Raw genomic sequence first — 25,964 nt, 5'->3', positions numbered from 1 at the left:
CAGATAAGCCGCTCGAAGGAGGGTTATTTTTCCAGGGCCATAAGCTGGCGTTCGTGAACTTTAAAGAAGGGGCGGTAGAGCATCCAGGCGTTGAAAATGGCAAACAGACACATGCACATATTTTTCCAGCTACCATTTGCCGACCACGCGGCCCCCAGCGGAGAAGGCATCGACCATGGGAGCATAGCCACCGCCCGATCAAGTACACCAAGTTGCGTGAGATACCAAGCAATACAGGCATTTATCAAGGGAACAAAGATAAATGGCAGCAAAAATACTGGGTTCATAATGATGGGAAAGCCGAACAATATCGGCTCGTTGATATTAAAAAGCGACGGCAACAGCCCTATTTTCCCAACACTTTTAAGCTGCCGCGACCGGCTGCGCATCGCCATAAATACCAGAGGCAGCGTGGAACCAATACCGCCAATCAGGAGATAAAAATCCCAGAAGCCTTGTAGATAAATATGTGGCAGTACAGCTTCGCCCATGGCAAGTGCCCGCTGGTTTTCAAACAGATAGGTTAACCAGAACGGGTTCATAATACCGGTGACAATCAATGCGCCGTGGATGCCAACGAACCACAAAAGGTTACAGATAAACAATGAGATAAGTACCGCGGTCAGAGTATCCGAGGCAACAATCAATGGCTGGAGGGCTTCGCTTATCAGCTGCGGGAGGATCCGCCCTGTAGCCTGTAGCATTAGCGCGTTCATCACGCTGATGGATAACATGATCACCAGTAGCGGAATTAATATCTGGAAGCCGTTTCGCGTCATCACAGGGACTTCTTCCGGCAGGCGGACACACCAGCCTCTATTATAGAAAAAACGAATAATTTCAATTGAGTAAGCACTTGAAATCAGTGCGGTAAACAGCCCCATTCCTCCCAGAAAAATGTTGGTTGCCCCATTATCGCGAAAACCAATAAACAGCAAAAACGAGAGGCATCCGGTCAACCCGCAGAGCCGTTCCGGGAGTTGGTACTGTTTGGCGAGACTGGCGCTGGCACCAAAGGCCACAATCAGAGCCACCAGTCCGAGCGTCAGTTCGAAAGTTGGCAACAACATTGGACGCAGTTGCAGGTAGAGTTGTCCAAAGAACGACGAACTGGAAATGGCTACTGGCGGAAACAGGAGCGGCACCATCAGACTACCGACAATTACAAAAGGCATCGCCAGGGAAAAACCGTCGCGCATCGCGGTAATATGCTGATTTCGCGTAATTATATTCGCGATGGGTGTTAAACGTTGCTCTATTAAATCCACAACAACATTCATCAAATGAATGTTCATAATTCAACCTTAGTCATTCATGAATAGCCGCGATGATCGCGCACATCACGACAAAGTGAAAGTCTCTCTCTGGTGATCATGGTCACAATTAGCTAATCCATTTATGGAAAGCGCTTTCCGTTTTGTTCCGTGATGATTATATTCCAGCCATCAGTTAACAGGAGTCGTTATGAAAAAAATCATGTTGTGTTGCTCTGCCGGGATGTCCACCAGTCTGCTGGTAAAAAAAATGGTTGAGGAAGCTCAAAAGCGTGGAATAGAAGCGGAAATCAAGGCCTTTGGCGTGGCCGAATTTGCCGAACAGGTTGGCCACTACCAGGTGGTGTTACTTGGCCCACAGGTCAAGTACATGCAGAGTGATCTGCAAAAACAAGCCGACAAATATGGGATCCGAGTCGAGCCGATCAACATGATGGACTACGGCATGCAAAAAGGCGGCGCCGTGCTCGATTTCGCACTCACCCTGATAGATAACAAATAATTAAGGGAAATCCCATGAGCTCTCTGTACTCAAAACTCATCAGCGTCATTGAACAAAAAATCACACCGATGGCAGGTGCTGTCGGTCAACAAAAGTATGTGACCTCAATCCGTGATGGTTTCATTACTGCTCTGCCCTTTATGATCGTGGGTTCGTTCATGCTGGTGTTTATTTTCCCACCGTTTTCGCCTGATACCACCTGGGGGTTTGCCCAAGCGTGGCTGAAATTCTCGCTGGATCACCGCGATGCGCTGATGCTGCCGTTTAACTTCAGCATGGGCATCATGACGCTCTTTATTTCGGTTGGGATCGCCGCAAGTCTGGCAAAACACCATGAGCTGGATCCGCTGACCGCCGGAATGCTGTCACTGATGGCCTTTTTGCTGGTCGCCGCACCGCTGAAAGACGGGCAGATCTCCACGGCCTATTTTTCCGGCCAGGGGATCTTCACTGCCATTCTGGTCGCCATCTATTCCACCGAACTGTATGCCTTCCTGAAACGGAAAAACATTACAATTCGCCTCCCGCCAGAAGTACCGACAGGCGTGGCACGCTCGTTTGAAATTCTGGTACCGGTTCTGGCCGTCGTCGTTACCCTGCACCCACTCAATCTTTTTATCGAATCACAACTGGGTATGATTATCCCGGAAGCGATTATGTCGCTGGTGAAACCACTGGTTGCCGCCTCTGATACCCTGCCTGCAGTGCTGCTCTCTGTGTTGGTGTGCCAAGTTCTCTGGTTCGCCGGGATCCACGGTGCACTAATCGTCACCGGCATAATGAACCCCTTCTGGATGGCAAACCTGTCAGTTAACCAGGCAGCAATGGCGGCGGGCTCAGCGATCCCTCACATCTACGTTCAGGGGTTCTGGGATCATTATCTGTTGATCGGCGGCGTCGGCTCCACACTGCCGCTCGCCTTCCTTTTACTGCGCAGCAAAGCCATCCATTTACGCACCATTGGCCGCATGGGCGTGGTACCGGGACTCTTTAACATTAATGAACCCATTTTATTCGGCGCGCCGATCATCATGAACCCGCTGTTTTTCCTGCCATTCGTATTAGTGCCGATGGTTAATGCCACGCTTGCCTGGTTTGCGCTGGATCTCGATTTAGTCAGCCGCGTGGTCTCAATGACGCCGTGGACTACACCAGCTCCTATCGGCGCGTCATGGGCCGCCAACTGGAGTTTCAGTCCGGTCATTTTGTGTCTGATGTGCATGGTGACATCCGCTGCGATGTACCTTCCGTTCCTGAAAGCCTACGAAAAACAGCTTCTGGAGCAAGAGAATGAAAACGCGGTTGAACACGCGCAAGATGCGGCGCAGTCCGCCTGACAGATGTAATCAGAGGTAATACATGGAATTAGAAGAACAAGTTATGGGCATCATCATCAATGCGGGCCAGTCGCGCAGCCTGTGTTATGAGGCGCTAGGTTGCGCCAAACGTGGTGACTTTGAAGCCGCAGATGAACGAATGAAAGAGGCGACGCACTATGCTCGCGAGGCGCATCTGGTGCAAACGCAGCTCATTGAAGCCGATGAAGGCGAAGGAAAAACCAAAATGACGCTGGTAATGGTTCACGCCCAGGATCACCTGATGACGTCCATTCTGGCCAAAGAGTTGGTGACTGAACTCATCGACATCTACCGCACCCGCCCGCAACAGGCATAACGATAACCAGGAGAGGCTTTGGCCTCTCTTTTTGACAGAGGGTTGTATGCACCATCTCGGACTGGATATTGGCGGCACAAAAATGGAAGCTGTGCTGCTCTCGCCGCAAGGGGATTGTCTCTGGCGTCAACGGCGCCCTACACAGAAGGAGAGCTATAATACATTTATGCTGCATCTTGTTGGCATGATTGAGGAAGCACGCTCAATCAGCCCAGTGCCATTCAGCGTAGGGATCGGGTTGCCGGGTGCCATCGACCCGCAAAGCGGGCTAATCAAAAACTGTAATTGTCTGGTGCTCAACGGCCACGATCTTAAAACCGATGTAGCTGCTCATATCCAGCAACCAGTGTGGATTGCCAATGACGCCGATTGTTTCACCCTCTCAGAAGCAGTGGACGGTGCGGGTGCAAAGGCGGATACCGTTTTTGGTGTGATTATAGGAACCGGCTGCGGCGGTGGGGTTGCCGTACACAAGCGCTTATTACAAGGCCCGAATGCCATTGCCGGTGAATGGGGGCACAACCCACTTCCAGGCTATACACCAGCGTATGACGGGCCTGAGCAGCCTTGTTATTGCGGTAATATTAACTGTATTGAAACCTTCATTTCCGGCACCGGGTTTGCCCGTCGTTTCCCGGCTGAATTGACATCACAGGAGATTATCGAAGCCGCCGAACAGGGAAACCCGCAAGCTCGTGCACACTGGCAGCATTTCATTGACGCGTTCGCCCGGAGCCTCGCGTCAGTCATCAATATTCTGGATCCTCAAGTAATTGTGCTAGGAGGCGGACTATCAAACATCAGCAGAATTTATCAGGAACTTCCGGACGCATTAGTGCCGTATATCTTTTCCAATTCCTGCCACACGCGCGTTGTTCCAGCCCGATTTGGCGATGCCAGTGGCGTACGCGGCGCGGCCTGGCTTCCTGGTCTTAATGCGTGGGAAACATGACGTTGACGACAGGCGAAGTGGCGATGTGGCGATTCTTCGGGAGGGTTATGTTAAGATGATGAAAACTCACCACGCAGAAAACACTATGCCAACGATGGATGATGTATCACGATTAGCCAATGTTTCCAGAGCAACGGTTTCCCGCGTGCTAACAGGCACGCGAGGCGTACGCGAAGAAAGCCGTGAAGCGGTTTTACGGGCGGTAGAAGAGCTGAATTACCGTCCAAGCTTTGCCGCGCAAAACCTGGCGAGTCAGTCATCAAGCTATATCGGTGTGGTACTTTCCTCACGTGATGAGAACAGTGGTGCTCGTTTACTTCCCGCACTGGCACGCGCCTTGAAATTGCTCAACAAAACGCTGATCGTCCAGTATGTAGATAACGCCATCGAACATGCTTCTTCGGTGGATGAACTACAGCGACAATGCGCTGCCGTTGTGGTGTTTGGCCCTATTACACCGGGAAGTGCCGATAACGTTATCTCATTTGATCGGCCAGTCGTAGACGCGAAAAGTCAGGGTTACGATTTCGCTTTTGCTGCTGAGAGCGCCTGCCGCTATATGATCGGTAAAGGCCACCGCAATATCGCGCTGGTTATTGATAATGATACGGACGACACCAGCAAGCGGATGATCGAAGGTTATCGAAACGTACTGCAAAATTACTCATTTCCGTTTAATCGCCAACTGGTGTTAACAGCCAATGAGGACGTTGAACGCGCACTGCTGACGTTGATAAACAGTCTGAGTAAGTTCTCCGCAATCGTAGTAAAACGCGATGCATACGCAGCAGAAGCAATGCGATTGTTCCGTGAATTCAATATATCCGTGCCGCAGGAAGTGTCACTGCTCAGCCTTGAAGACTCTCCGCTGGCCACACAGTTATACCCACAACTGACATGCATTTCCTGGCCGATGGAGCCCCTGCTGAACCAATGTGTACAGCGCATTAAGAGTCTGGTTGAAGGCCGTCCACTTCGCGAAACGGAACTACCACCGATCATTGGCAAACTCACCCCACGCCAGTCGGTGATGGAAGTGAGTTAACCATATTCTACATGGGAGTAATGTCATGAATGCAGTCCGACCGTTAAGTATCCTTACGCTGTTCTTCATTGTTTCCAACCCCGTTGTGGCGCAAGAGGCGAGCCTGCCTTTGAAAGAACAAGTCCATACAGATGAAGGTACGATTTGTGTTTATGAACTTGCGGAGCATCGCGAAAAGATTGTGCTTCCTACTGGGCAAGACTGTCCGCGAACTATACAAAATACCCATTGATTGCGGATAACAGTTTGTTCACTATGAATCGCCAAGGGTTTAACAGACATCTCAGAGCCATTTTAGCTCGCTTAAAGAACAGATGATTAATCCTGTGAGATATATGCGCTCTACAAATATAAATGAAGTTTTAAGCAGTCTATAAAATGGGAAAGGGGCGCAAGGCTCTTTCCCATTAAAATTACAATCTAAAACCTGATAGTTACCGGTTATTTTTTCATAAAACAAATCATCTTCGATAGCGCCCCTAATAAATAACTCTTTAAATGCCCCCTCCTCAACAATCGCAAAAAACAAAGAACTCATTTAAATACAAATAGCACTTTTTGCTAAACTTTCTTTTTCTTATACAAAACATCAAATTAAGTTAATTAAATAAAAAGAAAACGCTTGCGTGTTTTTATAATAATAAAAATAAAATTGATTTATATTTATTTAATAATATATATTCATTTCACCAAAAAATAAAGGAGAATAAAAATGAAAAAACAAAATTACCCAACACTGACAAACTACCTTGCCAAAACCAGAAAGAATGCAGATCTCTATAGATTATATAACCCACAATTTTCTGTATTCGGAAAACCAGTAAGTGAAGAGCAGGATTTTTACTTTTGCTACTTCTCCAGACATATGATTACTCATAGGAATATCTTAACTCTCTTTTCTATCCATACTTTTCTCTCTTACAACAGGAGCAAGAAAGAGACAATTAAATCATTTGTGCATTTTCTCAGAAACGCAAACCATGACACCTTCAACAATGCTTTCCAGTTTCGCGGGTGCAATATCATTTATCAAAATAAGAAAAGAGAAGTTAAAGAGATCTCATGGTTTTCACTCTCACGGATCTATGACGATATCGTAAAAATCAAAGAGTATGGTGCTAACAATGAAACTTATAACAAACTTGCAGGCTAAAAAGGAGATAACCATGACCAAACAAATGATAAACATATCAATCCAAAGTGAGACAAAAAAAGGAAATTATGAATTACATAAACTCAGGGATAAATATTGATACTTTTGATTACTGTGGTAGAAATGCCATTTTTTATTGCAACCAAGTAGACGCTGTAAAAGCAATGATTGCAGCAGGCATTGAATTAAACAGCATAGATAACAATGGTAAGTCGGTACTCGATTTGTCTGCGACCAATGGGGTACGGCCATATGATGTCATCGCCAATGCTCTTATGCGGTATGTTGATAAAATAGACGGCAACACTGTTTTAATCATACATGTATCATATCACTTTTAAGCCTGATTAATTTACTTCACCAGAGAGAGTTTAATGTCTTGATCGCTGAGCACTGTATACTCAGTTTATATGTAAAAGGCATGAAACCATTCTTTACTGAACTTAAGAAACTTGTCTGTATCAGGCATACTCAGTTTTATAATTTTTTTGTAATGAACACATTGGTATCTACACCGGCATTGAGAGAGTAAAATGGTTTATTCGAAATGGTATCCGAATGGACGACGAAATACTCAGACAGCGTTCCGACTCCGATAAGATTTTTTCTTATATCGCAGGAAGAGAGAAAAAAGACCTGCTAAAAGAAATGAAGCCAGAGATCCCCCGCGCACCTGTGCGAAAATGACTCTAAAACTCTGGAGTAAACAACCCTTTTCTTAGTCTGAAAGGTTTCAGTGAATGACCATTAATCTGATATGTCCTCGTGGGTATACTATTTGTCAAATGGTATACCTATTTCAACCCTGCTAATTAAATTATTTACCCTGTAACAACTTGACTTATTCACCTCATCGGTTATCTGTAGTAATAAACATGTAATAAAAGGATAACTATGAACAGTGACATGAGTAATGATGATGATATTACCAGAGTATCAAAACGCGGTAAATTCCATACTGACAAACTTCCTGAGAAGGAAATACGACATCACTGCATCAGTGTCAGATTAAATGAAGAAGAGTTAATTATTCTCGACAGTAAAAGAGGTCAGTATAAAAAAGGAGAATGGCTCAGGATGGCTTCCCTGAATAAGCTCCCGCCGGTTCTGCCAGAAATCAATCGTGAAGCATGGATTAAACTCGGCAGCCTTTCACAGGATTTAAACCGCCTGCTGAATCACCTCGACAGCAAAAGCCCTGACAGCGAACTGACCCGTACAGAACTCTTTGCCCTGCGCAGACAAATCAAAACTCTTCGGGATCACCTTATTCCCTCAACATTTCTGGAGCCAGACCGATGAAAGGCATGCAGAAAATAAAAAGGGGTAAACAGTTTGCAGGCGTGGTGCTTTACAGCCTCAAATCCGGCCCACACCACAACGTTATGCCTTATGTCATCGGTGGTAATATGACCGGAAGTTCGGTGGCTGAGCTTATCAGTGAGTTTGAAAGTTCTAAACAATTGCGTCCCGATGTCACCAAGCCCGTCTGGCATAATTCACTTCGCCTGCCAAAGGGAGAAACACTGTCAGCCAGACAGTGGGCGGCATTCGCTGACGATTATATGACCCGGATGGGGTTCACTGAAACTCACCTTCGCTGTTATATCCTTCACGACGATGCCGACGGGCAGCATATCCATATCATTGCAAGTCGCATTAACATGGTCGGTGGAAAGCTGTACCTGGGGAAAAATGAAAATCTTATCAGCACCCGCATTATCAGCGAGCTGGAGCGAATACACGGACTCACTGAAACAACACCTGCAACCAGTAGTCGCCCTCAGGCTAAAAGAAAACCCTCACGCAATGAGCTGATGATGGCAGAACGAACAGCAACTCCCTGCCCTAAGTCTCAGTTGCAGACCCTGATTGATAATGTCTTAACGCATCGTCCCGATTTACTGACTTTTATCGACATGCTGGAACGGAAAGGTGTGACCTGTAAACCCAATATCGCGTCGACCGGAAAAATGAATGGATTTTCATTTCAGTACCAGGGCATTGCCTTTAAAGCATCTCAGCTTGGAAAAAAGTATGGCTGGTCTTCTCTGCAAACGCAGATTGATTTTACACCAGAGCGACTGGCGTTACTGAAAAAAGAGCAACAGCAGTCTGCGCCAGTGCCAGTGCCATCATGCGAGCCTGAAGCACAGGTTGCAAACCGGGAAACGGTTCTGGAGAAAATCCTTCAACTTGAAGAAAAAATTCGCCTGGAAAGACATCAGGAAACAGTGAGAGTCATTCAACTCAGGAGCAAACTGCACAATACAGCTCGTCAGATACCCCGCCAGCGTCGGCTGTATTCGTGGCTTGCATTGCTTGGCCATATTGTGGCACTTCTCAGGCGCAGGGGTATATCACTGTTACATGCCACTGCACATCCTTTCCACCAAATCCTGCACCTGCATCTTCTGACACCCTGTCATTCCATGACAACAAATCCCATTAAAGAACAATTAGTTAATAATAAATCCCATCCTGCACTATAAGTGCATAGTCCATACTTTAGTGATAGTCAACAGAATATTGATCGTTTATATGGATCGATAATTTGGTTATGATAGCCACAACCTATCAACAGAGATCCATCGATCGGTACAAGCAATTTTACTAAAGCGGAGCATTCATCGAAAATGTTCAAAAATACATCACCTTAAATCAGGCCACGGAGTCATGATGGAAAATAAAACGATTAGCTGCCCCTTCTGCTTTACACAAAGCCCGCACGGCGTGCGGATTTGCAAAGGCTGCCATGCAAAAGTCGCCTACGGTGAGAGTCCGGTTAGTGTGGCATTCCTGTTTCAATTCGTAGCATTAGCTCTCGCCTGGTTAGTATTTTCATTGACTGGCAGCACTCCTGTCTCAGTCATTACGTTTTTTGCCAGCGCCATTATTCTTATCTGCATTATTAAAAAGAAATATGCAGACAGAGTTGTTTTTATACGGTGATATTAATTTCATACCACCGCAAACATAAAAAATTAATATGAGAGAACTTATAAACAGATTCATGATTTCTGTGTTTTTCATTTCTTCTTTACTTATTTCTGGCTGTTCAACATCAGGCAACCAGCATCTAAAAAAAGAAACATCACAAAGTCTGCAGTCGAAAATCATCAAAAATAAAACAACGAAATCAGAAATCATTACCGCATTCGGTCAGCCCGAAACCAAAACTACACTTGATAGTGGCAATGAAGAATGGACTTACTCGATGGACAACGATCAGTTTGATGCCACCACATTCATTCCCGTAATTGGACTGCTGACAGGGGGTTCACAGACGCAGGCCAAAACGCTGGAAATCGAATTTAAAGGTGAAACGGTCAGCAAGTGGACGTTCTCTGAAAACAGCAGCAAGATGAAAACCGGTCTTATTCAATAACGTACTCTACAGTCTGGGATTATTTTATGAAAACATATGCATTTACCACACTTATCGCGTCCATTTTTTTGCTGAGCGGCTGTACCGGTGAACCGTCTGAGCAGGATATTTACACTGCGATGAATAAGGTCGTGGAGCAGACGAATGCAATCGTTAAATCCATAGCGAGAAACGATATCACGCCTGACATGCTGCGGACGTTAAAATCAGTCAAAAAACACGACTGCGAAAAACTATCGGATAAAAGTTATAAATGCAATGTAACAGCTGTTGTCGATAACGAAAAACGCACAGCGGCTGTCACGCTGGTCAAAACGGATGATGGCTGGCAGGTCGTTGATAAGTAAGACCACAGTAAAACAGTCCCGCCAAGCAGGACACCAAGTCGGTGGCTCCTGCCTTTATAATGCCCGGTAATGTCTTGCGGGAAACGACTGCTTTTATGTCACTCTGCCATACTCTACCTTGTCCAGCGCATTACCTCTGCCTCACAGCCTTTTCCTGACCACGGTTCCTGGTGGTGTATAAGCCAGAGAACGTGCAATGCGTTTCTTTTCATACTGTGCCAGTAAATCAGCATAAATGTGCTCTGCTTCATCCAGATTGTCTGAAATATAATTCACGAGCGAATTCAGGCAATGCAGCAATGTGTCACTGTTTGCGAGTTGCCTGAGCAAAGGGGTCTTCAGGGTAGAAACGACACCCATAAACATCTGCATGATATTATCAACGTGATAACACGAATTGCGATATTGCGCCCGTGAATAAAAATACTTCAGATGGTATCCAGCGAAAAGCGCATAAAGTTTTCTGTAAAAATTATTGTTATTAACACTGTCGCGATAGTGTGTTATATATTTATCAACAACAAATATAAACTTTTCTTCTTGAGATGAAACACAAATATTACTCATAACCCTCTCCTTTTTTGTTTTTATAATTAAGTACTATCAGCTTTAAAATTTAAATCAATAAAAAATTGAAAATTATTTATTTTAAAATGACAACTATTTATTCTGTTAATACTGGAAACAGCTTTCGCTGCTGCAATGTTGAGTCCGGTCGATTGCATTACCGCTTCTTTCAAAAACCGGGTTGTTTCCAGATTTCAGATACCCCCCCTCAGGAATTTTTTTGAGAGAGTGCTACGCACTGGCTCACGCCCCCGACGACAGATATATGTTGATTATTTTTACCCGTCAGATGAAAACCCAACGTTTAATCCCTCTTGCAGCGCCGCTGAGTGCCCACAGCACTCACTCGCTGAAGCGGAAATGATTTTTCCGAAAGGGTCCCGGCGTGAGCCGTATTAAGTTAACGGGTAAATCATGTAGTCGGGTCCGCTCTTCCGCTAAACTCAGCTTTTTGACATTTTGCGCGAAGATTATTCATACTGACGGCTATCTGCCATGCTACGCGAAGCGTATTTCTACTGACAGTTAAACACTATAGAATGTTCTGAAGCCCAGTGGCGCAACACACAGGTGCGCAGGCTTCACTTAAGGAATAATACTACGAAGGAAAATCAGCAATGGCAGTGTTTATCAAACTGTGTACAAAGGAATTTTGTGTCAGTCTAAAGTAAAAATTTCGGTTTCTTGTTTCTTTATCACTCTTTTATCTTGCAAATCCACAACGAAAATTAATCAATTATATCAAAAAGTTAAGATGGCATCTGGTTATATCTTTCACAACCAAAAAATATTAATAATATAACAGGTGATGGTGAAATTTAGCACCCTTCGTAATAACTCTGACAACCATCAATATTCCACCCCAAAAAAAAACACAGAGTAATAAATATAATTTTTTTTGAATTTTTATTACTAACAATATTGACAAACAAATTTAATATGCCATATCTGTTATCACAATAATAAAAAAGGAGCCATTATGTCAAACACAAGTGTTATGTTAACTAAAGAACAAAAAGCAATTATTGCAGAAGCATTAAATGTTATGCCCGAAGATCTGGAAGAAATAAAAGTTAAAGCAAGTGCCTGTAAAAAGACATCCTTTCGTGACGATTTTTCGATGGTCTTTAAAGATAATACAGCCACACTCGCCAGAATGGTTCTGACACCGACGGCATTCAGAATTGTTATTTATCTCTTCTCAGTCATTGATTATGGGAATATTATCCCTGATTTTTCACAGTCACGTACTGCCAGAGAGTTAGGACTGAATAAATCTAATGTTTCACGTGCATTCAGAGAATTATTTGAGAGGAAAATACTGATCCGTAACGCTGAAGATGGTCAGGTTTACCTGAATTCTAATTTATGTGTAAAAGGCATTCCTCATCGTTTCAATGAAGATCTGATGGATAAATTCAGTAAATCCAGACTTGAGACTGAAGATTTTGCCACTTCATTCAACTTTTATCGCGCAGGGCGCAAAACAAAGCCTGTAAAAAAATCCAGAAACAGATATCCAACTGACGGTATTCCCTTTTAAAAGACATAACAGCGCTGGTGATTTTATGCCCCACGCCAGCGAAAAATTTAACAAAATAAAGGATATCTTTATGAAGAAAAGACTCCCTGCTTACCTTTACCAGTATAAATTATCAGATGAACAACGCAATCTGAACAATACTGCTCACAATGCATTTTGGCTTCTCACATTAATCGCATCATACACACCAGATAAAAGCACTGTTTACCTGATTTTTCACCGTGCAACATCCATCGCACAACAGGAAGAGATACATATCACACCAGCCCGATTTTATCAGGCCATCGATAAACTGATTAATACAAATATTATTATGCGTACTGAATTTAAATACCAGTAGCGTTTAAACCCTGAATTTTTCAGTTTTCATAAATAAAACAATTAGGAAAACATTAAAACTATCTTTCTCAAAGATACTTTCTATAGCAAAACCCGCATATCCATTATAAATTACTATCAAAAGTATATCCATTCATTTTTACATCCCATTACCAGTAGAGTTAAAATAAAAAGGTATAGACATATACTGTCTGTACCCATGATAATTCGTTGCAAATTTCACGAATTATTACATCTATTATTTTTTTCTGATAATTTTTTTCATTAATAATGTGCTCAATACATTTCTGCACTTCGTCATTAATGGAAACCTCAGCACCACCTACTTCAAGTATAGCATACAGCATAAAGATAAGGACACGATGAAACTCTATCTCTCCGACTGGATCCACATAATTACGATAACTTTCAATAGCCTCATAAAAACTATCCGGTGAGGTTACAAACGCAGATACAAAATCTTTATCTTCCGACACTCTGATTGAATTATTCATTTAAACTCTCCTGTACTTATTAATCTTGAATGTCATGGTAAAAAAGTCACCATGATTCTTACTACTAACTATTGCTAATACTGTCTAATACTAAAATTTGACCTGCTAATACTTATTAAGTATCAGGGGGGACTCTGCCCATTGCTGAATAGCACCATTTATTTTTAAACCCTGAATTTAACATTTTCATTATTAACTCCGTAATCAGGCTGCATTTTTACGTGAACGTTCAATTGCAGAAGCGATCCATTCATCAACTTCGCTTTCGACAAATGCAATTGCACGCGTGCCAATTTTTATCGGTTTTGGAAATAAGCCTTCACTAATCAAGCGATAAATCCATGCTTTGCCATAGCCGGTTCTGTTCATAACTTCTGGCAAGCGAATTAGGCGGGTATTTTGATTGTTCATTTTATTTTCCCTTTGTCGTTGTGATGGGATCACTATACGAACAGTTGGGAAAGGAAAGGAGCGAGCTTCCTAACTGCAGGGTTACGATCTGCCCTGCAGTAGTAGACTTCGGGAATTCGGGATCAGTTAGAATCAGAGAGTTTCATCACATCTGAAACTCTCATATTTTTAAGGTGGGGATTTCGGTTCATGAAAAAATTGAACTGCCTAATGAAGTCTATCGTTGCAGCTTTCATCGCAAGCGGTCGATCCGAGTCTTTAATGTGATATCCTAAACGGGTAGTTGTTTCTTCATCTTCATCAGTATAAAGAAGCCGGGAGAGGCGATCATCTGAGATTCTTAATCCTTTCCTTTTTGCCCAAAGTAAAATGTCCAGCATCGCAACCAACCTGTAATTTATGATTTTTTTAATGGTTCCATAGCCGAAACGAACGATACCGGTTTCATTAACTTCCACTCCTTTTACCGATCTCCATTGTGGCAGGGCCGCTTTTATCGATTCGGCTATTTCATCGTCAGTACCACTACCAAGATCGATTTCAAGCAACACCGTTTTCTCACATAAGGGGGACAAGAGTTGGGACACATAAGCTTCGTGATGAGGCGCATTAACACAATATTCATCGTTTCCTTCCTCCCAAGTGAAAAGATTCACACTAAGCGCCATCACACTAAGTTCAGCAAGCCTGGTGATATCCGTGATAAAAATGTGTGGAGGACTGTAGAGAGTATCGTTTACTGTTGGATAATCGAGTTGCTTCCCTTTGAAAAGATGGGGGTTCCCACTGAAAATTTCAGTCATGTACACCCATAGCCCTTTCTTTTCTTCGTCAGTAGGCCCTGGCTTGTACAGAAGTGCTCTTGCCCAAAGTTCGTGATACAAGGCATTTAAACTGATGTATTCGAGCTTGCGATAGTTATCTATGTCAAGCCAAGCTTTGATTTCTTTAGTATGCTCTGGTGACCAGTTATTCAAAATTCAAACCTCCCGCCTTCTTAAAGATTTAAGTCATACGAATTCAGTTCAGTTAGTTTGAAAAAACTACAGTATTCACTAATCGATGAAAAGCAGTTCCTGCCTGCAAGTTCACCTGTCAGAAGGAAGTTGAACGGAAAAATTTGTTATCTTTTAATGCACCTCGCCAGAGTGCACGCCCGGTTCTGAGGGAAGAGGCCGGGAAATAGTCCGACTACACTCTGCCTCTTACTCTGCTCTGGGCGCGAAAACACTGGGCGTATCTGCCGTTGTTCTCGACCTGTTCGTCAGAAAACCGGTGGGGGAGCAATGTCATTCTCACCTGACAGCAAACTCACCATCAAAGCACTGGAAATGGCCAGAAAGCGCCGGGGATCAACAACAGGAAACCTACTGCCTCCACCAACGACCTAATATTGATCCTGCTTGTTAACTCAGCAATAACACCGGATTTCCGTTTTTATTTCAGTCGATAGCTTTCTCCTTTTATTTGTACGACGTGTCAGTGATGTAAGGTCCGGTCCAACATTGCTGATGTAAGAACAGCATCTCCTGTGAAGGTTTGGTCCCATTGTCCGAATGGCAGGTTGCAGGCGTAAATTTACTGCATGTGTTTCTGATGTATCCAAGAGTGGTTTGTTAAAATTTTACTCCCTTAAATCAGAAACGCCTGTCCCCGCTGTTGCATTTCACAGAATTTCTGATATCTAATAAATTAAAACATTTTTTCATGGGGGTGTTTATGGACTTATTAAAGTACTTATCAGAAAAGGGATTAACCGAAAGGGCTCTCGACTTCGTCACATCACAATTATTCTTCAATGCAGAGTCGCCTGATAACCTAAAGTACGCTTTAAAAGCGGGTTATGATATTAATACTGTTGATAGTAGCGGCAACAATGCTATTTTTGGCTGCAGGACACTGGAAGCACTGGATTTTCTACTTAGCAATGAAGTCAATATACACCATATCAACAAGGAGGGACAAAATACGCTCTTTCATCAAAAAAATCCAGAAATTCTGAAGAAACTGATTGAACTGGGTTTAGACACCTCGCATACAGATACTAAGGGCTGTACCTGCATTTTTTCACATTACAGGGACCCTGAAGGACTACAAGTATTACTTAATGCAGGTTGTGATATAAATCACGTCGATAACAAAGAAATAAATATTCTCTTCCTGCCCCTCTCCCCGGAAGTTTTATCCATAGCAATAGATTCCGGATGTAATGTCAATCATATTAATCATGCAGGAAAAGGTTTTATTGAAGAGGAATATGACGATGAGTTGCACAATATTATTCTCCGCCATATTAATAAATTTGAAAGAAGAACGTTGCATGTAGATTTTTGCAATACCAACTCAGTATTATTTTTATATAAACTCTCTGAATTTGGATTCAAAATAGAGCTCAATAAAGACCGTTTCGTAATTAACAGTTACATTAGCGATTACAAAGATATTTTAAGCACTCTTGATTGTATCAGTGACATTCAAAATGTTAATTTCTATAATTATGACGATATTCCTCTTTACAAAGATATAGATAAGCGAATTGTAAAGTGGATGATAAGAAATAATTTCCTCATTGATCTTACAAAAATTTCTGATGATAAAAATCATGAACATATATTAAAATACAAAACCAGTTACGAGCAAAAAGAAATATCCAAGAATTTAAAACATGCTGCAAATAAAATTGCAAAAGTCAAAAACGGTGGAAGGCTGTGATATTTATTCGCAGAGTGTTGTCTGAACCACCGAATTGAAGGCGTTGAGGGTATCCAGATCCGTTGTTAAGTCTTTATACGTGTGGTCATACCTTTACCATTGATGGTGAAATATACAATTACCCTCCGAACATAAAGGGATGGGCATCATGACAAAACCCGGTGAAACAGATGATGATCTACTCACTCCAGACGAGGTATGCGAGCTCCTACGGATAACCCAAAAGACACTTTGTGAACGGTGCAATATGCACCGGTAACGCCAATTGCTGGCACCGTTCCGGTTTTCTGCGAAGGGGATGCGCTATGAACGGCGCAATCTGAAAGCGTTTATCGATAAATACCGCCGTTAGTATTAAATTTATTCTGGGGATGAGATTTTCCATCCCATAACTTCGAGTTCTCTACAAATGAATTGGTATGCAGGTAGTATCTCTTCCAGATTCGCATGTTTTTGTATGAAGATTGAAAAAGCCAGAACCGCACTCATTTTTTCTTTATAGAAAAAGTATTGTCTTAGTGGATGTTTATCTTCGCCATATGCTGGAAATTCGATCCCACTATACTCATCCCCCATATTTTTATAGAATTGGTCCAAGGTAAGATCATAGATCTTTGAATCAACCTCTACCCAAAAATGATGATATAGTCTATTACGAGTAGAGCCATGTACTACTTTTATGATATCGCGGGTAAAAAAGTGGCTAAGAAGCATCCCCAGAAATACAGATGCACCTTGGCAACAATTCTCAGGAAACATGCCGAAGAATGGCACACCCGACTCATCAAAATAATCGAAATTTTCTTCAAAGACACTCCGCAGGTCTTTGGCAAGCTTTGTAACTAATCCGTCCATGATTGTTTCTACTATAAAGAAGCCATGCATTTAACATGCATGGCTACGTGAACCTTAAGAATTAGAGCGCTTAGGTGGTCTCGTAAATTGTACCAAAGCTCCTTTATGTTCGTTAGCCTGCTCCTCACGCCGCTCGGCCAGCATAGATTTTAATTTTGCCAGATGCACAACAGCAGCCTTCTTGCCGGTCAGATAGCCCTCTGGTAAACCAACCATCATTTCGACATCGATAGCAGACAATCCCGCAAAGGCAGCAAGCCGTTCAACTGAAATAATTCCAGAAGACGCCAACAATTCAATAGTACGTTTCAACAAACGTGGTTTTTCAGGCTCACGATAATCATCTCCCGGCTCTGATTTCACTCCCCAACGTGCTGAACGGCGTTTATAAAGATTTTGTTTCTCTTCTTCAGTAATAATATTCAGCACATGCAAACGCATGATGCTTGCCGCGACAGAAATACCGTAGCGTTGTTTAATTAAAAGCAAGCTATCTAATGTGACCGGGGTTCTAATTTCTTCGGCAAACGTCTCGGCAGGAAGCAGCAGCGCCCCCGCAAATTTATGAGCCTGGCTTTCCTTCAGCTTATAACGTTCAGCTTCGAGTTCGTTGCCAACGTAGCGGTGAAGGATTAGATGTCCAATTTCGTGAGCAAGGTCAAATCTGCTGCGAAAAGCATTACCTTTATCCGAAGAAAGGAGAACAAAAGGAACACCTAGAGTCTCACTCCAGGCGGAAAGCCCTTCAATCTGCGCGACACCTGTTTCCTCTCTGACAACAATAATACCGTTACTCTCTGCGGCTAAAGTAAGATCCGGTATTTCCTTTGTACCAAGATTCCAAAGGGCACGGCACTCAGTAGCGGCATCTTCGATATCTGCATCACTAATTTCATCGATGTTTGTAAAACTACGGTGCGGTAATTTTAGCTCCGGCAGATCTACAAACTCAGTCAGCTTAGTAACGAACTCATTAGCCCAATGGATTCGAGTTTCTAACATTGCTCGTGCTGCTACATGAGCTGATGCATTACTTCTGAACAGGGGCTTTGACATACCCGGCAACAGAGGGCGCGTAAACCATTCAGGAGTAACATTTACGACTGTAGCCAAGCGTTCTAAGGCCTCGGATTCTGGAGCCTGCTGGCCAGAACGCCATTTACTGATGGTAGCTGGCGATACGCCAACCATCGTAGCTAATTGAGTTTGGGATAGCCGCCGGGCGGCTAGTACTTGCACTAACCTATCCGGTTGAAATTCAGCGATGCCTCGGCTCATACATCATCTTCCTCGGTTCCATCTTTTTTGATAATGCCCTTTTTGAGTGCAGAGAATGCATTATCTTCTTGGAATGGAACTACATCATATCGGGTTAAAAAAAGTTCAAGTGGCTCATGGAAAACCCAGCTCTTCCCGTCAGAACTTGGAACGACAAGCTCTATAGACATCGGGGCTTCGGGTTGATTCTGCAATGAACCGGAAAAACGGCATACTACGAACAGTGTAGCTTTCGGTACATCAGAACCATCGGAGAATAAATCCGGTTGCACCACTTTTTCCACAGAAACGTTTTCGGCAATGAGCTCTTGCTTACGTTTGCTGCGAAATAGTCTCTTCCACTGGTTATCATTGTAGCTTTCACGAACAATCGTGAAAATACCGCTATGGCCTTCTACAATACGGTTACCACGCAGCTTGCCGGGATTACAACCGTTGGCCTCAAACACCTCATAAATAGTTTCATTCAGGTTTAAATGACGATCATAACCAAGCGCGGTCGCTCTGTGGTCTAGCTTCTTCTTTTGCGCATAATCGTAAGAACGCTTTGATGCCGCGTAAATCGCGTCAGAAAGGGCCATGAAGAGTTGTTTTTGAACATGCTGAACAATGAGATCTGCCACTTTTGATTTTTTCACGACCATTTCCTATCACTGTCACTGATAGGCATGATTTTACACCAATATTTTTTCGCGTGTCCACAAAAAAACATCAAAAAATTTCCTTTACGCGGAAAATGACATTGATAATGGTATTTATTTTATCGACCCGAAAGTACCGAAGTTGTACTTTTGCTCTGAAATAAAGCGGTATAATAAGAGAATTGAGTCTATCCCGATGGGGAGAAAAGTGCTCACGCCTAGCAGCTTGCCTCACCTATTTTCTCAAGGCGGTGACGTGTAAGGCGAACATGCATGAGTGCTCTAGAAAACCTGTTGGAATACTATCCTCTGTCTCTTGCGGCTTAACTGCTCAACTGCGATGAGTTTGCTTTTCTTCCTCAGTTTGTCGATCCCCCCCGGATCCTGTCTGGCTGCAATTTCTTGTCTTGGGCAGTATCCAGAAGCTGGCTGGAATTGTTTCCCTGAGGTCAGTCGTGAAGGCATCAGGAACATTTGAAAACTGGCTAGGTAAACACCCAGGCGTTGTCATGATAAGCCTCGGTATCCGCAAGTTGTTTAGTGGGTCTGGTGTCGTATCGATATCTGCCAGTTAAGTTTTGCCGAAACGGTAAACCCAGTGTCCGCACCTAGCTCATAGCAGACATGACTATTCTGGCATGTTATTTTGAATTCACTTGGCGTGCTGGAACCATGTAACGTGCTGTGGTTATACTTTAAGGTTCCTTTTTGGAACCCACTACGAAATTAAATTAAACTAAAAAAATTAAATATCAATAGATTATAATTAAAAGCACAGAGACGCCAGCCCACCAAACACCGGTGAAAAGCCCTCAGCGCAAGCTGAGGGCTTTTTTGTATCGGACAAAATTAAAGTCCAGCAAACTAATGTAGTATAGAAGTTAATCAGAAACAGTTATAATTCAAGGAGTTTAGAGGAGATTGTCATAGCAAAACAACTCCACGCAATGCCTAAAAATCAAGCTAATGCCACATCATTGTGCCAAAAGATGTGGGCGGTAGCGTGCAAAACGACACGCGCTGGAGTGAAGCCGAAAACCTGCAGGGCCACCAGTTATCGAAATATCGGATCACCTATACCAAGACCAAAGGCAAGAAAAACTGTACCGATATCTCAGGATCTGTATAACGATCTCCACAAAAACAGAGGGAAGTTATTCACACCATGCAGAAAAGATTTTTGAGCATGCAGTTAAGCGGGCCGGTATTGTTCGGCCGGAGGGCCAATGCACTCACGTGCTGCGCCATACATTCGCCAGCCATTTTATGATGAACGGTGGAAACATCCTCGTTTTAGGGAACATCCTTGGTCACTCAGATATCAAGATGACCATGGTATACGCACATTTTTCTCCGGAACATCTTGAAGATGCTGTAACAAAAAATCCACAAAATAGTATAAATCACATATGAAAACATATCCCGACTATATATATATTTATATTTATGCAGCAATAATGGCATTAGTTTTAATAGTTTCTATTTTGAGGGGATGGTACAAGTTAGACAAAAAAAACCTATATCGTCAAAAATTATTTTGGTTATCTATATTTCTTCCAATTTTCTCATTCTTCTACTTTGGTTACTTTTCTTGGATTGGAAAAACGCCTATCCTTAACGCTCACGGATATTATAGGTTCTATGAAATTAGCAAATTCCCTTTATTGCTACTTGCAAGTTCAGTTCCACTCGCATCGATAGTAAATAATATTCATCGTACAATTCAAACCGAAGCACAAATACAAGCCGCCGAAAGTAAAAATGCTATTGACAGACATTTTTCTCATGAAAAAAACTTCATTGAAAAAATAAACCACTTAGCTACCTTTACAATTTTAAATCTATCCAACAACGATGGAAGTATCGTTTCATCCGCTGTGATTGATAATGAAAAAATAGCAACCACTGCTCAAGTAAAAATCACAAACCCATACTTACTTTACAAAAAAATATACCCCAACTCATCTACACACAACTTATCCGACTTTGAACCAAGCAGCAAGTTTCTAGAAGAAATAGAGACATTGCTTAGAGATATAGATAATGCCTTAAAACCTAGAAAGTTGAATCCAGAAAGAAAACCACTAGAGTACCTTCGAATTATAAACTCTGTTTCTAACAAAACAGCTATGATTTTCGAGAAGCTTTGTATTGATAGTATCATGAGAGCAAGATTTAAAATATCAATCAGAGATAATAGTATTATTACCTTTGCTCACGAAGAAAATGCATTTCTTGAATTTGTGGAAGCAAGCATTTACCTAACAAGAAAAATAAAATCTATAATTTATGGCTCCGAATTAGAATCGTATGAAAACATAATTAACTATATATACGAGACAGACTTTAGATTTCATTTTGATGAATATATTCAACTGGATTACCCGATTTATTCTCCACATTGGGATAAATATACAAGTCCTGACGTTACAAAAAAATCCAATGGTGAAAAAATGGCGACGAAGAAGTTAAACGACGTAAAAATATCTAAAACAGTCTAAAACCATCTTACTGATATTATTGATAATTCTTTTCTTTTTCTGGTTAAATAATAGTATGTAGGAATTTCGGACGCGGATTAAACTCCCGACAGCACCAAATTTCTCCATTGGTGATTACCAGAGTCATCCAATGAAGTCCTAAGAGCCCGCACGGCGCAAGCCCTGCGGGCTTTTTTGTGTCTGTTATTGCCCGAAGGCATCCAGCTAAATTCAGAGAAAATTGGTACACGTTTATGTACACGCTATATTGTGGTCCATTAAACGTGTACTAACTATGGAAGGAATCCACATATGGCGCGCATTACACGCCCCCTAACTAACAACGAGTTCATTAAAGCTAAGCCCCAAGAAAAAGAAACCATGGTCAGTTTTGAACGATATACTGACCTTTACTTGCGAAAAACGTCTTAGATTACAAACTCAAGGCACTAATACAGAGCAGAAGTTTTTCGGCTGCATTGCTGGCGGCATCCCAGATGTTAGCGATAAGAAGGGACTTAGTCAGAGTACTCTTTCAGCATGGCAAGAACCGCCCAACGTGCCGCATCGTCTGCGATATTGTCAGGCAAAGCATCAGCTCGCAGATTGATATAAGCATCAGCGGCCATTTTGATGGCCATGCTGACGGAGTCACAATCGTGCGTGGACAGCGTAGAAGTCAGCAGGCCATCAGGATCAATGCTGAGGAATTCGATGCGGCGAACCCCACGTTGCGGTAGATTTGCTCGACGGTACAGCATAGGTCCCAGCACTTGCTCCCGGAAGAATGCCAGCATGCCTATCGCTTCAAAGAGTTCTCCCCTTCCCAGTTTCACCACCGCGTAATGAAGCCAGATCCAGGCTCGGGACTCAAACCACTCCGGCGTCATGTTGGGCCACTGAGCACTAAATTTTGCCAGTTGTCGCTCCAGAGCAGTGCTATCACGGGTAAATAACACTGCTGGCTCCTCAACGCGTTTAGTGAGCATTTCCAGGGTGACAAATTTCAGATCGACATGAAGGAGTTCGGGGCCATACAGGCAGATAAGCAGACGAGGCTCTCCCACATGTTCCCCGGTGAAAGCATGGAGCAGGTGACCCAGTGTTCCGGCGAACACAATACGCTGAGCCATGATTTCGTCATAGTAGAGAGGGTCTACAACAACGACAAAATCCAGATCGGAGTATTTATCAAATCCGCCATGGATAATCGAGCCGCCAGCGAGAAGGGAATGAATTCGCGAATCAGACTGGAATTTAAGCTTGAGTTGCTCTGCAAAACTTCTGTGTAAATCGGGTAATGTACTTAGCATACTTTTTCCTGTTCACAAAAAATACAAAGCATTTCAGAATATCGAGTAATTTATATTCAGGCCAGATATTTTTGCAGGAATAGTCATGTCCTTCGAAGACGCTCACCTAGCCGCATGCCCACTATTGGTAGAGAGCGAAGTGCAGCGTTTAGTTGGGGGAACGTTTGATCATCTGCATTGGCAACGTCCTCAGATTCCATCAAATGGTGAAATCCTGCCCACCTATCAGTCGTATTGCTAGCACAGTTTTAGAACGTCCTGTCAGAACGAGTAGCGGATATGCAAGCCAGGATAAAATGTAGTTAGTCAAACCATCAACAAGTAATCTGCCAACACGGGAAAATACGCCATAAGAATTGCTACTTCATCGCGTCTATAAATGTTCAGGAGGGTTCAATGTCTTCATCTTTTCAACATCGTTTCATTCTTACAGGTGGCCCAGGGTCAGGCAAAAGCACGATAATTGATACCATTATAAAAAGAGGTTTTTGGTGTTCTAAAGAAGCCGGACGAGGTGTTATACAAGACCAGGTTAACATCGGCGGTGATGCATTGCCATGGGCCAATCAAACTGCGTTCGCAGAACTCATGCTATCCTGGGAAATGCGTTCATGGCACGAAGCAGAAGGGCAAACAAGACCTTGCTTCTTCGACCGTGGTGTTCCTGATGTTGTAGGTTATTTACGTCTTTCAGAGCTTACCATACCGAAGCATCTGGAAAACGCCATCGAGAGATTTCGCTATAACCGAACAGTATTTATTGCACCCCCCTGGCGTGACATATATGTACAGGATACCGAGCGCAAGCAATCTTTCGATGTCGCCGTCGCGACATATCACGCAATGGTGCAAACATACCGTATGTATGATTATCAGTTGATTGAATTGCCATGCGTTTCTGTTGAGGAGCGTGTGGATTTTATCCTTTCCAGGATAGTACACTGATAAAACAGCAACTACGCGTAATGGTGAATCACCCTGCCTGAATCGGCCATCGTGGCAAGAAAATACATTCTCTATGCGCGCTTGCAGACTGCAATGTATGTTTATATGAAAATCCGCAATGAGGGTTTAAATTTTATTTAAGAGGGAATAAATGCGTACTCGTCCATCCTCTCGATTGATAGTTCTTTCACCTGAAAATCACGTTCTGCTCTTTAGGTTCTGCCATAAAGATGATGCTCTGGATGGAAAAACTTACTGGGCAACGCCAGGGGGAGGACTTGAGCACAACGAGTCTTTTGAGCAGGCGGCGTTACGTGAATTATTTGAAGAAACGGGCCTGACAAGAAAAACGGCGGGACCACAAATAGCCTCCAGAACCTTTCCTATGATGTTGCCAAGTGGTGAGAACGTTCTCGCTGAAGAACATTTCTTTATTATTACTGCAGAAAAACCAGATATTGACCGATCAGGTTGGAGTAACAACGAAAAAGAAGTCATTCGCGAGCACTACTGGTGGAGCTTAGAAGAGCTCAAACAAACTAAAGAAATCATCTTCCCACTCGATTTGATAATTAACATACTTGAACTTAACTCTCTGAAACGGCTTTAGATGTCCACTTCTGGCACGAAGTGGACAAGTTACCTGAGCTGAAGGTCCGCTATGAGCGATCTGCGGACGTTTTAGACCTCATAACCTAACGCCTGTAATCTATCCCGCAGTATGCATCCTTTAAAGTGTGGGATTTCGTGTGCATAGCTACGTAACTGGTGAATGCTATTGGGCATTCGGGGATATTGCTGTCTTTAGGTCGATAGCAAGCATCTCTGCTCGCTGATTCAAAGCATCTAACATGAAATCTTTTTTATCTTTTACGGTAACTAGTGAATAGTACGGCTCACTATTCGTACAGGTTAAGCGTGATATTGTAAAGTCATCATGATGAGGTATTAATGCACGATAGTTTCCTTCAGAGATAAACATAAATCGAGCTTTAGGATGTTCGTTGAGCCACATATATTTATTCTTACAAAAGAAAGTGTCTCGTGTGTCATATTCCATGGCAAATCCGTAACCGAATTTGATGATGGAGAATGTCTGAACACTAAATGCAATATATGAAATGTAACCAATAAAAAATAATGGAGCAAAAACAGACATTGAATAGTTAATATCACAACAGGGTGTTGCCTTTACCTTTTTCACCTGTGGAATAATAAGGGTTAAATAAGGGGTGCACATAAAATAAATAGCATAGTAGAAAATAAATATAAAAAGCAAGGCCGTGACGGCTGTCATGAGTTTGTTAAATGTGGTGTCAAAAGGAATATCAAATGAGTTAGAGACTAGCGAGCGAGCAAGATAATATGAAATTAAAGTCACTATTACCCATGAATATTTAATCCCTAGTTTTACTTTTGCAATTATGTTTTTTTCTTTATTATCAAAAGATTTTAGGTGGGATAAAATTGTATATGCAATTAGTAAGGTGGTCATGATAATTAATGCATTTGGAATGATGAGACTGATATGATCAATAATCTTAAAGGAAATACATGTCAATAAGAACAATAACGACGAAAACAATGCTGCACTTTGCGTTTTCCTATGACTTTTTCGAAGGCGAGTAGCCAGCTGATTGGTCGATTTTTTGTTCCAATAATAATGTATAACTAGCCCGCTTAGGATAATCATCCCCAGCCAAATAACAATTGGGTATACAAGGCCTCTCTGAGGCATGATGACGAGTATTGCCATATAGAAGAATAAAAAATGGGTGATGCCAAGGTTTAATGATTTCCATATTTTTTTCATTGATGTTCTTTTTTATAATTAGTGATTCCATTAACAATATTATGTTTTTATAACAGATACCAACAACAATATGAAGATAATTTTGTGATCGCATAAACGAGAATAGATAATTGCACCGAATCTTCTAAATAGCTGCGCCTAATACCGCTACACTTTTGCCTGGCCATGTTTTCCTCCGGGGAATGGGCTGGCGGTTTCCATAAAATGGCGGACCTTTTTCAGTAACTGCCACATTGAG

Annotated in this window: 29 protein-coding genes and 4 pseudogenes; 21 read left to right on the top strand and 12 right to left on the bottom strand. The window is 42.6% G+C overall.

Annotated features, from left to right (window positions below):
- Positions 1-23: 23 nt before the first annotated feature.
- Entirely contained in the window at positions 24-1,295 is a 1,272-nt protein-coding gene (locus FHD02_RS18555) for a PTS sugar transporter subunit IIC (protein WP_032995199.1), read from the bottom strand.
- A gap of 169 nt (positions 1,296-1,464) precedes the next feature.
- Here FHD02_RS18555 and FHD02_RS18550 point away from each other — a divergent pair, with 169 nt between their 5' ends.
- From FHD02_RS18550 to FHD02_RS18495, 12 genes are all read left to right on the top strand, one after another.
- Entirely contained in the window at positions 1,465-1,776 is a 312-nt protein-coding gene (locus FHD02_RS18550) for a PTS sugar transporter subunit IIB (RefSeq protein ID WP_032995197.1), read from the top strand.
- Positions 1,777-1,790: 14 nt separating this feature from the next.
- A complete protein-coding gene (locus FHD02_RS18545) occupies positions 1,791-3,113 on the top strand; it encodes a PTS sugar transporter subunit IIC (RefSeq protein ID WP_032995196.1) in 1,323 nt (440 codons plus the stop codon).
- 22 nt (positions 3,114-3,135) lie between these two features.
- The gene (locus FHD02_RS18540) at positions 3,136-3,450 is read left to right on the top strand and encodes a PTS lactose/cellobiose transporter subunit IIA (protein WP_008502519.1); all 315 of its coding nucleotides are present in this window, start codon (positions 3,136-3,138) and stop codon (positions 3,448-3,450) included.
- 46 nt (positions 3,451-3,496) lie between these two features.
- A complete protein-coding gene (locus FHD02_RS18535) occupies positions 3,497-4,402 on the top strand; it encodes an ROK family protein (protein WP_220394180.1) in 906 nt (301 codons plus the stop codon).
- Positions 4,403-4,487: 85 nt separating this feature from the next.
- Entirely contained in the window at positions 4,488-5,447 is a 960-nt protein-coding gene (locus FHD02_RS18530) for a LacI family DNA-binding transcriptional regulator (protein ID WP_220394191.1), read from the top strand.
- Between the two features lie 712 nt (positions 5,448-6,159).
- Entirely contained in the window at positions 6,160-6,600 is a 441-nt protein-coding gene (locus FHD02_RS18525) for a hypothetical protein (RefSeq protein WP_220394179.1), read from the top strand.
- Positions 6,601-6,668: 68 nt separating this feature from the next.
- Complete coding sequence (locus tag FHD02_RS18520; RefSeq protein ID WP_220394178.1) at positions 6,669-6,941, top strand: hypothetical protein; 273 nt, start codon at positions 6,669-6,671, stop codon at positions 6,939-6,941.
- 553 nt (positions 6,942-7,494) lie between these two features.
- Positions 7,495-7,902, top strand: coding sequence for an ATP-binding protein (locus tag FHD02_RS18515; protein WP_220394177.1), 408 nt, complete (start codon positions 7,495-7,497; stop codon positions 7,900-7,902).
- The gene (locus FHD02_RS18510) at positions 7,899-9,092 is read left to right on the top strand and encodes a relaxase/mobilization nuclease domain-containing protein (RefSeq protein WP_220394176.1); all 1,194 of its coding nucleotides are present in this window, start codon (positions 7,899-7,901) and stop codon (positions 9,090-9,092) included. The genes FHD02_RS18515 and FHD02_RS18510 overlap by 4 nt, the downstream gene beginning before the upstream one ends.
- A 187-nt stretch (positions 9,093-9,279) precedes the next feature.
- On the top strand, positions 9,280-9,552 hold the full coding sequence (locus FHD02_RS18505) for a hypothetical protein (protein WP_099216951.1): 273 nt from the start codon (positions 9,280-9,282) through the stop codon (positions 9,550-9,552).
- 49 nt (positions 9,553-9,601) lie between these two features.
- Positions 9,602-9,988, top strand: a complete 387-nt coding sequence (locus tag FHD02_RS18500) for a hypothetical protein (protein WP_220394190.1) — start codon at positions 9,602-9,604, stop codon at positions 9,986-9,988.
- Between the two features lie 26 nt (positions 9,989-10,014).
- Positions 10,015-10,335 (top strand): hypothetical protein, encoded by a 321-nt coding sequence (locus tag FHD02_RS18495; protein WP_060633416.1) that lies wholly within the window; start codon positions 10,015-10,017, stop codon positions 10,333-10,335.
- 141 nt (positions 10,336-10,476) lie between these two features.
- Here the strand turns inward: FHD02_RS18495 and FHD02_RS18490 are convergent, their stop codons facing one another.
- Positions 10,477-10,902: a hypothetical protein gene (locus tag FHD02_RS18490; protein ID WP_220394175.1), complete on the bottom strand. Its 426-nt coding sequence runs from the start codon at positions 10,900-10,902 to the stop codon at positions 10,477-10,479.
- 979 nt (positions 10,903-11,881) lie between these two features.
- Between FHD02_RS18490 and FHD02_RS18485 the strand changes: the two genes are divergently transcribed.
- Together FHD02_RS18485 and FHD02_RS18480 are read left to right on the top strand one after the other, a co-directional pair.
- On the top strand, positions 11,882-12,445 hold the full coding sequence (locus FHD02_RS18485) for a helix-turn-helix domain-containing protein (RefSeq protein WP_079777213.1): 564 nt from the start codon (positions 11,882-11,884) through the stop codon (positions 12,443-12,445).
- 70 nt (positions 12,446-12,515) lie between these two features.
- Positions 12,516-12,785, top strand: coding sequence for a hypothetical protein (locus FHD02_RS18480; protein WP_220394174.1), 270 nt, complete (start codon positions 12,516-12,518; stop codon positions 12,783-12,785).
- 160 nt (positions 12,786-12,945) lie between these two features.
- Here the strand turns inward: FHD02_RS18480 and FHD02_RS18475 are convergent, their stop codons facing one another.
- From FHD02_RS18475 to FHD02_RS18465, 3 genes are all read right to left on the bottom strand, one after another.
- Positions 12,946-13,278, bottom strand: coding sequence for a hypothetical protein (locus FHD02_RS18475; RefSeq protein ID WP_255597383.1), 333 nt, complete (start codon positions 13,276-13,278; stop codon positions 12,946-12,948).
- A gap of 204 nt (positions 13,279-13,482) precedes the next feature.
- Positions 13,483-13,689: an AlpA family transcriptional regulator gene (locus FHD02_RS18470; protein ID WP_058648858.1), complete on the bottom strand. Its 207-nt coding sequence runs from the start codon at positions 13,687-13,689 to the stop codon at positions 13,483-13,485.
- A 122-nt stretch (positions 13,690-13,811) separates the two neighbouring features.
- Positions 13,812-14,666, bottom strand: a complete 855-nt coding sequence (locus FHD02_RS18465) for a DUF6387 family protein (protein WP_220394173.1) — start codon at positions 14,664-14,666, stop codon at positions 13,812-13,814.
- A gap of 245 nt (positions 14,667-14,911) precedes the next feature.
- Between FHD02_RS18465 and FHD02_RS18460 the strand changes: the two are divergent.
- Positions 14,912-15,041: pseudogene (locus FHD02_RS18460) on the top strand (IS3 family transposase); the annotation flags it as partial.
- Between the two features lie 85 nt (positions 15,042-15,126).
- Here FHD02_RS18460 and FHD02_RS18455 read toward each other — a convergent pair.
- Positions 15,127-15,267: pseudogene (locus FHD02_RS18455) on the bottom strand (ATP-binding protein); the annotation flags it as partial.
- Positions 15,268-15,408: 141 nt separating this feature from the next.
- On the opposite strand from FHD02_RS18455, the gene FHD02_RS18450 reads away from it, so the two are divergent.
- Complete coding sequence (locus tag FHD02_RS18450; protein WP_220394172.1) at positions 15,409-16,401, top strand: ankyrin repeat domain-containing protein; 993 nt, start codon at positions 15,409-15,411, stop codon at positions 16,399-16,401.
- Between the two features lie 360 nt (positions 16,402-16,761).
- Here the strand turns inward: FHD02_RS18450 and FHD02_RS18445 are convergent, their stop codons facing one another.
- The 3 genes from FHD02_RS18445 to FHD02_RS18435 are packed head-to-tail and all read right to left on the bottom strand — an operon-like array spanning position 16,762 to position 19,178.
- On the bottom strand, positions 16,762-17,256 hold the full coding sequence (locus tag FHD02_RS18445; protein ID WP_220394171.1) for a hypothetical protein: 495 nt from the start codon (positions 17,254-17,256) through the stop codon (positions 16,762-16,764).
- Positions 17,257-17,310: 54 nt separating this feature from the next.
- The gene (locus tag FHD02_RS18440; protein ID WP_220394170.1) at positions 17,311-18,534 is read right to left on the bottom strand and encodes an ImmA/IrrE family metallo-endopeptidase; all 1,224 of its coding nucleotides are present in this window, start codon (positions 18,532-18,534) and stop codon (positions 17,311-17,313) included.
- Positions 18,531-19,178 carry a hypothetical protein gene (locus tag FHD02_RS18435; RefSeq protein WP_058344389.1) on the bottom strand — a complete coding sequence of 216 codons (648 nt, stop codon included), beginning with the start codon at positions 19,176-19,178 and terminating at the stop codon, positions 18,531-18,533. Before FHD02_RS18435 ends, FHD02_RS18440 begins: the two co-directional genes overlap by 4 nt.
- 342 nt (positions 19,179-19,520) lie before the next feature.
- Here FHD02_RS18435 and FHD02_RS24465 point away from each other — a divergent pair.
- From FHD02_RS24465 to FHD02_RS18425, 3 genes and pseudogenes are all read left to right on the top strand, one after another.
- Positions 19,521-19,750 (top strand): annotated as a pseudogene (locus FHD02_RS24465) (LysE family translocator); the annotation flags it as partial.
- 443 nt (positions 19,751-20,193) lie between these two features.
- Positions 20,194-20,588: pseudogene (locus tag FHD02_RS18430) on the top strand (tyrosine-type recombinase/integrase); the annotation flags it as partial.
- A 44-nt stretch (positions 20,589-20,632) separates the two neighbouring features.
- Entirely contained in the window at positions 20,633-21,676 is a 1,044-nt protein-coding gene (locus FHD02_RS18425; RefSeq protein ID WP_220394169.1) for a hypothetical protein, read from the top strand.
- Positions 21,677-22,173: 497 nt separating this feature from the next.
- Here the strand turns inward: FHD02_RS18425 and FHD02_RS18420 are convergent, their stop codons facing one another.
- Positions 22,174-22,968 carry a nucleotidyltransferase domain-containing protein gene (locus FHD02_RS18420; RefSeq protein WP_220394168.1) on the bottom strand — a complete coding sequence of 265 codons (795 nt, stop codon included), beginning with the start codon at positions 22,966-22,968 and terminating at the stop codon, positions 22,174-22,176.
- Between the two features lie 396 nt (positions 22,969-23,364).
- Here FHD02_RS18420 and FHD02_RS18415 point away from each other — a divergent pair, with 396 nt between their 5' ends.
- The gene (locus tag FHD02_RS18415) at positions 23,365-23,913 is read left to right on the top strand and encodes an AAA family ATPase (RefSeq protein ID WP_220394167.1); all 549 of its coding nucleotides are present in this window, start codon (positions 23,365-23,367) and stop codon (positions 23,911-23,913) included.
- A 151-nt stretch (positions 23,914-24,064) separates the two neighbouring features.
- On the top strand, positions 24,065-24,523 hold the full coding sequence (locus tag FHD02_RS18410) for an NUDIX hydrolase (RefSeq protein ID WP_137371511.1): 459 nt from the start codon (positions 24,065-24,067) through the stop codon (positions 24,521-24,523).
- Positions 24,524-24,688: 165 nt separating this feature from the next.
- On the opposite strand, the gene FHD02_RS18405 is transcribed toward FHD02_RS18410, so the two are convergent.
- Both FHD02_RS18405 and FHD02_RS24460 read right to left on the bottom strand, forming a co-directional pair.
- Positions 24,689-25,726 carry a hypothetical protein gene (locus FHD02_RS18405; protein ID WP_137361164.1) on the bottom strand — a complete coding sequence of 346 codons (1,038 nt, stop codon included), beginning with the start codon at positions 25,724-25,726 and terminating at the stop codon, positions 24,689-24,691.
- A 147-nt stretch (positions 25,727-25,873) separates the two neighbouring features.
- The coding region (locus FHD02_RS24460; protein WP_039391442.1) for a hypothetical protein at positions 25,874-25,964 on the bottom strand (91 nt) is incomplete at its 5' end.

The organism is Citrobacter sp. EC_71, assembly GCF_019584005.1.
Taxonomy (GTDB): domain Bacteria; phylum Pseudomonadota; class Gammaproteobacteria; order Enterobacterales; family Enterobacteriaceae; genus Citrobacter; species Citrobacter werkmanii.
Note: the sequence above shows the minus strand (reverse complement) of the source record. Positions and strands in the feature narration are given on the sequence as shown.

What these genes read in the sequence shown, in the direction of transcription:
- FHD02_RS18555 (WP_032995199.1), bottom strand. Translation starts at nt 1,295, where the DNA reads ATGAACATTCATTTGATGAATGTTGTTGTGGATTTAATAGAGCAACGT.
- FHD02_RS18550 (WP_032995197.1), top strand. Translation starts at nt 1,465, where the DNA reads ATGAAAAAAATCATGTTGTGTTGCTCTGCCGGGATGTCCACCAGTCTG.
- FHD02_RS18545 (WP_032995196.1), top strand. Translation starts at nt 1,791, where the DNA reads ATGAGCTCTCTGTACTCAAAACTCATCAGCGTCATTGAACAAAAAATC.
- FHD02_RS18540 (WP_008502519.1), top strand. Translation starts at nt 3,136, where the DNA reads ATGGAATTAGAAGAACAAGTTATGGGCATCATCATCAATGCGGGCCAG.
- FHD02_RS18535 (WP_220394180.1), top strand. Translation starts at nt 3,497, where the DNA reads ATGCACCATCTCGGACTGGATATTGGCGGCACAAAAATGGAAGCTGTG.
- FHD02_RS18530 (WP_220394191.1), top strand. Translation starts at nt 4,488, where the DNA reads ATGCCAACGATGGATGATGTATCACGATTAGCCAATGTTTCCAGAGCA.
- FHD02_RS18525 (WP_220394179.1), top strand. Translation starts at nt 6,160, where the DNA reads ATGAAAAAACAAAATTACCCAACACTGACAAACTACCTTGCCAAAACC.
- FHD02_RS18520 (WP_220394178.1), top strand. Translation starts at nt 6,669, where the DNA reads ATGAATTACATAAACTCAGGGATAAATATTGATACTTTTGATTACTGT.
- FHD02_RS18515 (WP_220394177.1), top strand. Translation starts at nt 7,495, where the DNA reads ATGAACAGTGACATGAGTAATGATGATGATATTACCAGAGTATCAAAA.
- FHD02_RS18510 (WP_220394176.1), top strand. Translation starts at nt 7,899, where the DNA reads ATGAAAGGCATGCAGAAAATAAAAAGGGGTAAACAGTTTGCAGGCGTG.
- FHD02_RS18505 (WP_099216951.1), top strand. Translation starts at nt 9,280, where the DNA reads ATGGAAAATAAAACGATTAGCTGCCCCTTCTGCTTTACACAAAGCCCG.
- FHD02_RS18495 (WP_060633416.1), top strand. Translation starts at nt 10,015, where the DNA reads ATGAAAACATATGCATTTACCACACTTATCGCGTCCATTTTTTTGCTG.
- FHD02_RS18490 (WP_220394175.1), bottom strand. Translation starts at nt 10,902, where the DNA reads ATGAGTAATATTTGTGTTTCATCTCAAGAAGAAAAGTTTATATTTGTT.
- FHD02_RS18485 (WP_079777213.1), top strand. Translation starts at nt 11,882, where the DNA reads ATGTCAAACACAAGTGTTATGTTAACTAAAGAACAAAAAGCAATTATT.
- FHD02_RS18480 (WP_220394174.1), top strand. Translation starts at nt 12,516, where the DNA reads ATGAAGAAAAGACTCCCTGCTTACCTTTACCAGTATAAATTATCAGAT.
- FHD02_RS18475 (WP_255597383.1), bottom strand. Translation starts at nt 13,278, where the DNA reads ATGAATAATTCAATCAGAGTGTCGGAAGATAAAGATTTTGTATCTGCG.
- FHD02_RS18470 (WP_058648858.1), bottom strand. Translation starts at nt 13,689, where the DNA reads ATGAACAATCAAAATACCCGCCTAATTCGCTTGCCAGAAGTTATGAAC.
- FHD02_RS18450 (WP_220394172.1), top strand. Translation starts at nt 15,409, where the DNA reads ATGGACTTATTAAAGTACTTATCAGAAAAGGGATTAACCGAAAGGGCT.
- FHD02_RS18445 (WP_220394171.1), bottom strand. Translation starts at nt 17,256, where the DNA reads ATGGACGGATTAGTTACAAAGCTTGCCAAAGACCTGCGGAGTGTCTTT.
- FHD02_RS18440 (WP_220394170.1), bottom strand. Translation starts at nt 18,534, where the DNA reads ATGAGCCGAGGCATCGCTGAATTTCAACCGGATAGGTTAGTGCAAGTA.
- FHD02_RS18435 (WP_058344389.1), bottom strand. Translation starts at nt 19,178, where the DNA reads ATGGTCGTGAAAAAATCAAAAGTGGCAGATCTCATTGTTCAGCATGTT.
- FHD02_RS18425 (WP_220394169.1), top strand. Translation starts at nt 20,633, where the DNA reads ATGGCATTAGTTTTAATAGTTTCTATTTTGAGGGGATGGTACAAGTTA.
- FHD02_RS18420 (WP_220394168.1), bottom strand. Translation starts at nt 22,968, where the DNA reads ATGCTAAGTACATTACCCGATTTACACAGAAGTTTTGCAGAGCAACTC.
- FHD02_RS18415 (WP_220394167.1), top strand. Translation starts at nt 23,365, where the DNA reads ATGTCTTCATCTTTTCAACATCGTTTCATTCTTACAGGTGGCCCAGGG.
- FHD02_RS18410 (WP_137371511.1), top strand. Translation starts at nt 24,065, where the DNA reads ATGCGTACTCGTCCATCCTCTCGATTGATAGTTCTTTCACCTGAAAAT.
- FHD02_RS18405 (WP_137361164.1), bottom strand. Translation starts at nt 25,726, where the DNA reads ATGAAAAAAATATGGAAATCATTAAACCTTGGCATCACCCATTTTTTA.